Raw genomic sequence first — 6,972 nt, 5'->3', positions numbered from 1 at the left:
CGCTGGCGCTGCTGCCGGCCGCCGCCTTCCTGGCCATGGTCCTGGCGCCGCCGCTCAACCACGATGTGGCGGCGGTGCTCGACTTCGCCCTCCGCATGCGGGCGGGAGAGGCACTGTATCGCGACCTGATCGACGTCAACCCGCCGCTGATCTTCCTGCTGAACCAGCCCGCGGCCTGGCTCGCCGGCTGGCTGCCGCTGGAGGCCGGCCAGGCGTTGCTGCTCTGTCTGCTGGCGCTCTGCGGCGGCGTGCTGTGGCTCTGCGCCGGGCTGCGCCGGGGGCGCGGAGAAGGTCCGGTGGAGCGGGCCGTGATGACGGCGCTGCTGCCGCTGCTGCTGGTCTGTGCCGGCTATGATTTCGGCCAGCGCGAACAGCTCATGGCGGTGGCCGCGCTGCCTTACCTGCTGCTGGCCGAGCGGCGCATCCTGGGATTGCGGACCCCGCCCGGCGCCTGGCTCGCCACGCTGCTGCTGGCCGCCGCCGGCTTCGCGCTGAAGCCGCATTTCCTGGCCGCCCCGGCGCTGGTGGAGGCGCTGGTCCTGCTGGCGCGGGGCTGGGCGGCACTGCGCGACCCCTTCCCCTGGGCCATGGCGGCGCTCTGGGCGCTCTACCTCGCCGCCATCCCGGCCTTCTTCCCCGGCTATTTCGGCCATGTCGTGCCGCTGGTCTGGGACTGGTATGTCGGGCTCGGCGGCGTGCCCTGGTGGCGCGTGGCGCTGACCGAGGTGCTGGGCAGCGGCATCGCCACGACCCTCGGCCTCGCCGTGCTGGTCGGACTGGCGCCGCGTGGCGCGGGCTGGCTGCCGCGCCTCGCCGTCGCCGCCATGCTGGGGGGGCTGGCCGCGGCGCTGGTCCAGCACAAGGGGTGGAGCTACCACCTCGTGCCGGTCTGGATCTGGGGCGGGCTGGCCGCGGGGGCCCTGTCCGGGCGGTTGGCGGACCGCGCGCTCGCTCCGCCGCGGGCCGCCGGCGCGGCACCCTGGCTGGCCGTCCTGGCGGCCTTCGGCTTCGGCCTCTTCACCCTGCGCGGCGGCGAATCGCCCTGGGTGCAACTGGCCTATCCCGGCAGCGTCGGCGCCCGCATCGCTGCCTGGCTGAAGCGGGAGGCGCCGGGCCGGCCCCTGCTGGTGCTCTCGCCGGACATTCCCACGGTCTATCCGGCGGTGGTCTATGCCGGCTCGCGGCTGCTGCTGCCCTACATGAGCACCTGGCTGCTGCAGGCAGTCTACCAGGACTGCCCCCAGGACGGCCCCGACCCGGCCGCGCGCTATCACGCGCCGGCGGCGATGGGACCGGCCGAGCGGGCCCTCTTCGACACCGTGGCGGAGCGCCTGGCGCGGGAGCGCCCGGCGGCGGTCCTGGTCGCGCGCCATGCCGGCATTCCCTGGTGCGGCGGGGATTTTGACTTCATCGCCTATTTCAGCCGTCATCCGCTCTTTGCCGAGGCCTGGGCAGGCTACAGGCTGCGGCACGAGATCGACGGATACCGCCTGTACCAGTGGGAGGCCCGGGGCAGGGCCGAGGGGAGGAACTGATGCCGTATCAGGATTATGTCGGCCGCAGCGAGACACGGCGGGACCGGGTGGATGAGCGCCTCGTCGAGGGGCTGGCCGCCACGCTGTCCCGCCCCGTGCCGGCCGGCGGGCTGCCGCCGCTCTGGCACTGGATGCTGTTCCAGGACTGGAAGCCGGCCGAGGGGCTGGGGCCGGACGGCCATCCGAAGCGCGGCGGCTTCCTGCCGCCGGTGCACCACCTGGAGCGGCGGATGTGGGCCGGTGGCCGCGTCACCTTCCGGGGCGAGCTTCGCGGCGGCGACGCGGTGGAGCGCACCAGCACGATCCTGAAGGTCAGCGGCAAGACCGGCGGCAGCGGCGAGCTGGTCTTCGTCACCGTCCGCCACACGCTGACCGGCCCGCGCGGCCCGGTGCTGGAGGAGGAGCAGGACATCGTCTATCGCGGCGCCGGCGGGGCCGCGATCAAGGCGGCCGATCCGGCGCCGGACTGGCCGGAGGCCAGCCGTGCGGCGGTGATGCCGGACAGCGTGCTGCTGTTCCGCTATTCGGCGCTGACCGGCAATGGCCACCGCATCCACTACGACTTCCCCTACGTGACCACGGTCGAGGGCTATCCCGGCCTGGTGGTGCACGGCCCCCTGCAGGCCACCTGGCTGGCGCAGCACGCGCTCGACATGGCGGGGGAGGGACGGCGCCTCGCCCGCTTCACCTATCGTGGCCAGCGCCCGGCGATCGGCGGCCATGCCCTGACGCTGCTGGGCCAATGGGACGGCGGGCAGGAGGCTGGCCGCATCCGCCTGGAGACGCGGGACGACAGCGGCGCCACCTGCCAGGTCGCCGAGGCCGAGCTTGTCTGATCGAAAACCGCTGGCCGGGGTGCCGCCCCGGCCGGCCGCCAGGGCCGCGCTGCTGGACGAGACAGTGCGGGGCATCGGCTTCGTCGCCGCCGGCTACGCGGTCATCGCCTGCGCGGACGCGGCGATGAAATGGGCGATGCCGCAACTCGGGCCGGCGGCGGCGATGATCTGGCGCGGCCTGTTCGGCTCGCTGGCCATCGCCGTGCTGGCGCGCGGCGCCTCGCTGCGGCCGGTCAATCTCCGGCTGATCGCCGGGCGCAGCCTGCTGCACTGCGTCGTCACCGTCGCCTACTACGTTGCCTGGGCCTCCGCCCTGCCGCTCGCCGACACCTATGCCGTGGCCTCGGCGGCGCCCCTGCTGATGACGCTGCTGGCGATTCCGCTGCTTGGCGAGCAGGTGGGCTGGCGGCGCTGGCTCAGCACCCTGGCGGGTTTCGGCGGCGTGCTGGTGATGCTGCAGCCCGGGGGCGCCCTCTGGCGCTGGGAGGCCGGGATGCTGCTCTGCGGCGTCGGCCTGATGGCGCTGACGCGGATCTGGACGCGGCTGCTCTCGCGCAGCGACACGCCGGCCACCATCGCCTTCTGGCTGCTGCTGGCGCATGTGCCCGTGGGCCTGCTGCTGCTGCCCCTGTTCCCGCCGCCCGTCCTGTTCCCCGACCCGGCCACCATGGCGGTGGTGGCGCTGCTCGGCTGCGCCAATGGCGTGGCGCATTTCCTCTTCGCCCGCGCCTTCGCCCTGGCGCCGGTCTCGGCGCTCGCGCCCTTCGAGTATTCCACTCTGGTCTGGGGGCTGCTGCTTGGCCTGGCCATCTGGGGCGAGTTCCCGGCCGGCGCGACGCTCGCCGGTGCCGGCATCGTCATCGCCGCCGGGCTCTACAACCTGCACCGGGAGCGGATGCGGGCGCGCGACAAGCGCCAGGCGCTGGCGCGCGGGATGCCCCTCGCGGGGGGCGGCTGATGCGCCATGACGTGCGGCGCGGGGCGCTGATGATGCTCGGCGCCACCGCGCTCTTCACCCTGATGGGCGCCCTGGTGAAGGCGCTGGGCGACCGCATTCCCTTCCCCGAGCTAATGTTCTTCCGCAACGCCCTGGCCCTGCCGGTGGTGCTGGCCATCGGCCTGCGCCGCAAGGTGACGCTCAGGACCCGGCGGCTCGGCGGCCATGTCGCGCGCGCCGTCACCGGCATGCTGGCGATGGGCTGCTCCTTCTTCGCGCTCACCGTGCTGCCGCTGGCCGAGCAGACGGCGCTGACCTATTCGACGCCGCTCTTCGTCACCATCCTGTCCATCCCCTTCCTGGGCGAGCGGCCGGGCATCCACCGCTGGGGCGCGGTGATCGCGGGCTTCCTCGGCATCCTGGTGATCGCCATCGGTCAGGGGGCCTTCGGGGGCGAGCGGCCGGTGCCGGCGGGCGCGGCGCCCTGGCTGCTCTGGGCCGGCTTCGCCGCCGCCTCGGTGCATGGCCTCTTCTCCGGCCTGACCACCATGCTGGTGCGGCAGCTCTCGGGCACCGAGGCCAGCGCCACCATCGTGCTCTGGCAGTCCATCCTGATGACGGCGATGAGCGCGGTGCTGCTGCCCTTCGTCTGGGTGACGCCCTCGCCCGCCGACCTGCCGCTGCTGCTCGGCATCGGCCTGCTGGGCGGGCTGGCGCAGGTGCTGCTGACCGAGGCCTATGCCAGCGCCCAGGTCTCCTCCCTCGGCCCCTATTCCTACACTGCCCTGGTCTGGGCGATCCTGCTCGGCTGGATCGCCTGGGGCGAGGTCCCGACCCTGCCGATGCTGGCCGGCGCGGGGCTGATCGTCGCCGCCGGGCTCTATATCCTCCACCGCGAACTGCGCAGGAGGCGCGCGTGAGCATCCCCTTCATCAAGGATGACCCCCTTCCCACCGGCGTGGTGGAGGACCTCGGCCGGCCGGGCGGCGTGCGGCTGCGCCGGCTGCGCTGCGGCAATCCCGGCCCCTTCACCTTCCTCGGCACCAACACCTACCTGATCGGCGAGGGGCGGGTGGCGGTGCTGGATCCGGGGCCCAAGGACGCGGCGCACCGCGCGGCGATCCTGGCGGCGCTCGGCGGCGAGACGGTGAGCCATATCCTGGTCAGCCACACGCATCGCGACCATTCCCCGGGCGCCGCCGCCCTGCGGGCCGCGACCGGCGCGCCGTGCCTCGGCTTCGGCCCGCACATGACGCCGCCGGGCGCGGGCGGGGAGGGCGGCGACCATGACTTCCGCCCCGACCGCCGCCTGGCCGATGGCGAGGCGGTGGAGGGCGAGGGCTGGCGGCTGACGGCGCTCCATACCCCCGGCCATTGCGCCAACCATCTCTGCTTCGCGCTCGAGGGCACGGGCGTGCTCTTCTCGGCGGATCATGTGATGAGCTGGTCGACCAGCGTGGTCAGCCCGCCGGATGGCGAGATGGCGGCCTACATGGCGGCGCTGGAGCGGCTGATCGCCCGTGGCGACAGCCTCTACCTGCCCGGCCATGGCGCGCCGCTGGCCGAGCCCATCCGCTTCGCCCGCGCCCTGCTGGCGCACCGCGGCGCGCGCGAGGCGGCGCTGCTGGCGGCGCTGCGGGAGACCGGGCCGGCGACGGTGCCGGCGCTGGTGGAGCGGCTCTACAGTCCGATCGACCCGCGGCTGGTCGCGGCCGCCGGGCGCAGCCTGCTGGCGCATCTGCTGAAGCTGCGGGCGGAGGGGCTGGTGCGCGAGGCCGGCGAGACCTGGGTGGCGGTGTGAGCCGGGCCGGTTGCAACCCGCCCGGCCCGCGCCCATTGCTGTTCTGCCGTCCCGCCACCGGCGCGGCGGACCGAACCCCACCAGCCTGGAGCCCGCAGCATGTCCCGCCGCGCCCTCGCCCCGGCCTTTACCCTGGCCCTGATGGCCCCGATCCTCGCCGCCGCGCTCGCCTCCCCGGCGGCGGCGCAGCGCCGGCCCGCCGGGGCCGACCCGTCCTTCACGGTGGTCAACGACACCGACCGCCCGGTGGAGCATCTCTTCGCCAATCCGCCGGTGATCCGCGACTGGGGCCATGACCGGCTGGCCGAGCCGGTGCCGCCGGGCGGGCGCCGGCTGATCCGCCTCGATCCCGCCGGCGGCTGCCGGCAGGATGTGCGGGTGGTCTATGCCGGTGGCGCCGTGCAGGATCTGCGCGGCCTCGACACCTGCGCCCGGCATCTGGTGCGGCTCGGCGGCGCCGACGCGGCGGCGCAGCGCGCGCCCTATCTCTTCCTGCGCAACGAGGAGCGCCGGCCGGTCTCCCAGGTCTTCGTCTCGCCCTCCGGCCAGCCGGACTGGGGGATGAACCGCCTGACGGTCAGCCCGCTGCCGCCGGGCGCGCAGTTCCGCCTCGCCCTGCCGCCCGGGGAATGCGGCTATGACGTGAAGGTGGTCTTCTTCGATGGCATGCCGATGGAACGGCGGGGCCTCGACCTCTGCACGCGGCCGGACCTGCGCCTGCCCTAGCGCCGGCGCGGCCCCGCCTCGTTGAGCGCGAGGTTCTGCTGCGCCAGCTCGGCCGCCGCGCTGGTGGGTGCCACGGCGATGACGCGCTGCCAGTCCCGCCGCGCGCCGGCGGTATCGCCCTTGAGCTGCCACAGGATGCCACGTTCCAGCAGGCCCTCGGGATTGTCCGGGTCGAGCTTCAGCGCCGTCTGCACGGCGGTCAGTGCCTCGGCCGCGCGGTCGAGCTGGCGCAGTGCCGCGGCGCGGAACACCCAGGCATCGGCGCGGCCGCCATCGCGGCGGATCGCGTGGTCGAGATCCTGCAACGCCTCGCCGTAGCGGCCGAGCATGCCGGCGGCGACGGCGCGGTCGACCAGCAGGGCCGCGTCCTCGGGCGAGAGGCTGAGGGCCAGGGTGCTGGCGCCATAGGCGCGGTTCACGTCGCCCGCCAGCATCCAGGCCTGCGCCGCCTGGGCATAGACGGCGGCGCGGATGGCGGCCGGGGCGCCGGCGCCGGCGGCCAGCCGCTCCAGGCGCGGCGCGGCGCGCTCCGGCTCGCCCAGGGCCAGCAGGCCGAGCGCCAGGCAGTGGCGGGCGGCCTCGCCGCCGCCCTCCTCCTCCCAGCGGCTGGCGCGGGCCACGGCGCCTTCCGGGTCGGTGCGCAGGCGGGCCAGGCAGGCGTCGTAATCCGGCCCCTCGGTCAGGCGCGGCCCCTCGGTCTCGGGAGAGGGCGCCGCGGGGACCGCGCCAGGGGAAGAAGGAGGAGCCCCAGGGGGAGCCTCTGGCGGCAAGGGCAGCGCGGCCCCGGGAGCGGCGCGGCGCGGCACCTCCCGGGAAGGGGCGGCGGGCCGCTCGGCGGCGGCGGAATCCCGGTGCGGCAGGCTCCCCGCGGCGAGGGCGGCCAGCAGCAGCGTGGCGCAGGCGACGGCGAGGGTGGAGCGGAGAGACAGGCGCATCGGCCGGCAGTCTAGAGCAAAGTCCGGCCGGATGGGATCATCCGATCGGCGCCGGCCAGGGCGGCGCGCCGGTGCCAGGGCGCGGGCGGCCGGAAGCAGGGAAGGGGGAGGAGAGATGATGGACGAGCGGCGGATGGTCATCCTGGGCCTGGGCTATGCCGGGGCCGCGATCGCGCGCGCGGCGCGGCGGGCGGGCTTCGAG

7 protein-coding genes are annotated in these 6,972 nt (G+C 74.9%); 6 read left to right on the top strand and 1 reads right to left on the bottom strand.

Features of this window, described 5'->3' with window-relative positions; genetic code table 11:
* The 6 genes from ACVMLK_RS18840 to ACVMLK_RS18815 all read left to right on the top strand — a co-directional run.
* On the top strand, positions 1-1,535 hold a 1,535-nt coding region (locus tag ACVMLK_RS18840; protein WP_457487273.1), incomplete at its 5' end, for a hypothetical protein.
* Positions 1,535-2,371 carry an FAS1-like dehydratase domain-containing protein gene (locus tag ACVMLK_RS18835; protein ID WP_457487272.1) on the top strand — a complete coding sequence of 279 codons (837 nt, stop codon included), beginning with the start codon at positions 1,535-1,537 and terminating at the stop codon, positions 2,369-2,371. The genes ACVMLK_RS18840 and ACVMLK_RS18835, both read left to right, overlap by 1 nt.
* Complete coding sequence (locus tag ACVMLK_RS18830) at positions 2,364-3,329, top strand: DMT family transporter (protein ID WP_457487271.1); 966 nt, start codon at positions 2,364-2,366, stop codon at positions 3,327-3,329. The genes ACVMLK_RS18835 and ACVMLK_RS18830 overlap by 8 nt, the downstream gene beginning before the upstream one ends.
* Positions 3,329-4,228 (top strand): DMT family transporter, encoded by a 900-nt coding sequence (locus ACVMLK_RS18825; protein ID WP_457487270.1) that lies wholly within the window; start codon positions 3,329-3,331, stop codon positions 4,226-4,228. Before ACVMLK_RS18830 ends, ACVMLK_RS18825 begins: the two co-directional genes overlap by 1 nt.
* The gene (locus tag ACVMLK_RS18820) at positions 4,225-5,109 is read left to right on the top strand and encodes an MBL fold metallo-hydrolase (RefSeq protein WP_457487269.1); all 885 of its coding nucleotides are present in this window, start codon (positions 4,225-4,227) and stop codon (positions 5,107-5,109) included. Before ACVMLK_RS18825 ends, ACVMLK_RS18820 begins: the two co-directional genes overlap by 4 nt.
* A 99-nt stretch (positions 5,110-5,208) precedes the next feature.
* Positions 5,209-5,835 carry a hypothetical protein gene (locus ACVMLK_RS18815; RefSeq protein WP_457487268.1) on the top strand — a complete coding sequence of 209 codons (627 nt, stop codon included), beginning with the start codon at positions 5,209-5,211 and terminating at the stop codon, positions 5,833-5,835.
* Here the strand turns inward: ACVMLK_RS18815 and ACVMLK_RS18810 are convergent.
* Positions 5,832-6,770 (bottom strand): tetratricopeptide repeat protein, encoded by a 939-nt coding sequence (locus tag ACVMLK_RS18810; RefSeq protein WP_457487267.1) that lies wholly within the window; start codon positions 6,768-6,770, stop codon positions 5,832-5,834. The two genes, ACVMLK_RS18815 and ACVMLK_RS18810, sit on opposite strands and share 4 nt — an antisense overlap.
* Positions 6,771-6,972 lie beyond the last annotated feature (202 nt).

This window comes from Teichococcus aerofrigidensis (assembly GCF_054073225.1).
Note: the sequence above shows the minus strand (reverse complement) of the source record. Positions and strands in the feature narration are given on the sequence as shown.

Excerpts from the sequence above, each read along its gene's own strand:
- ACVMLK_RS18835 (WP_457487272.1), top strand. The coding sequence starts at position 1,535 with ATGCCGTATCAGGATTATGTCGGCCGCAGCGAGACACGGCGGGACCGG.
- ACVMLK_RS18810 (WP_457487267.1), bottom strand. The coding sequence starts at position 6,770 with ATGCGCCTGTCTCTCCGCTCCACCCTCGCCGTCGCCTGCGCCACGCTG.
- ACVMLK_RS18815 (WP_457487268.1), top strand. The coding sequence starts at position 5,209 with ATGTCCCGCCGCGCCCTCGCCCCGGCCTTTACCCTGGCCCTGATGGCC.
- ACVMLK_RS18825 (WP_457487270.1), top strand. The coding sequence starts at position 3,329 with ATGCGCCATGACGTGCGGCGCGGGGCGCTGATGATGCTCGGCGCCACC.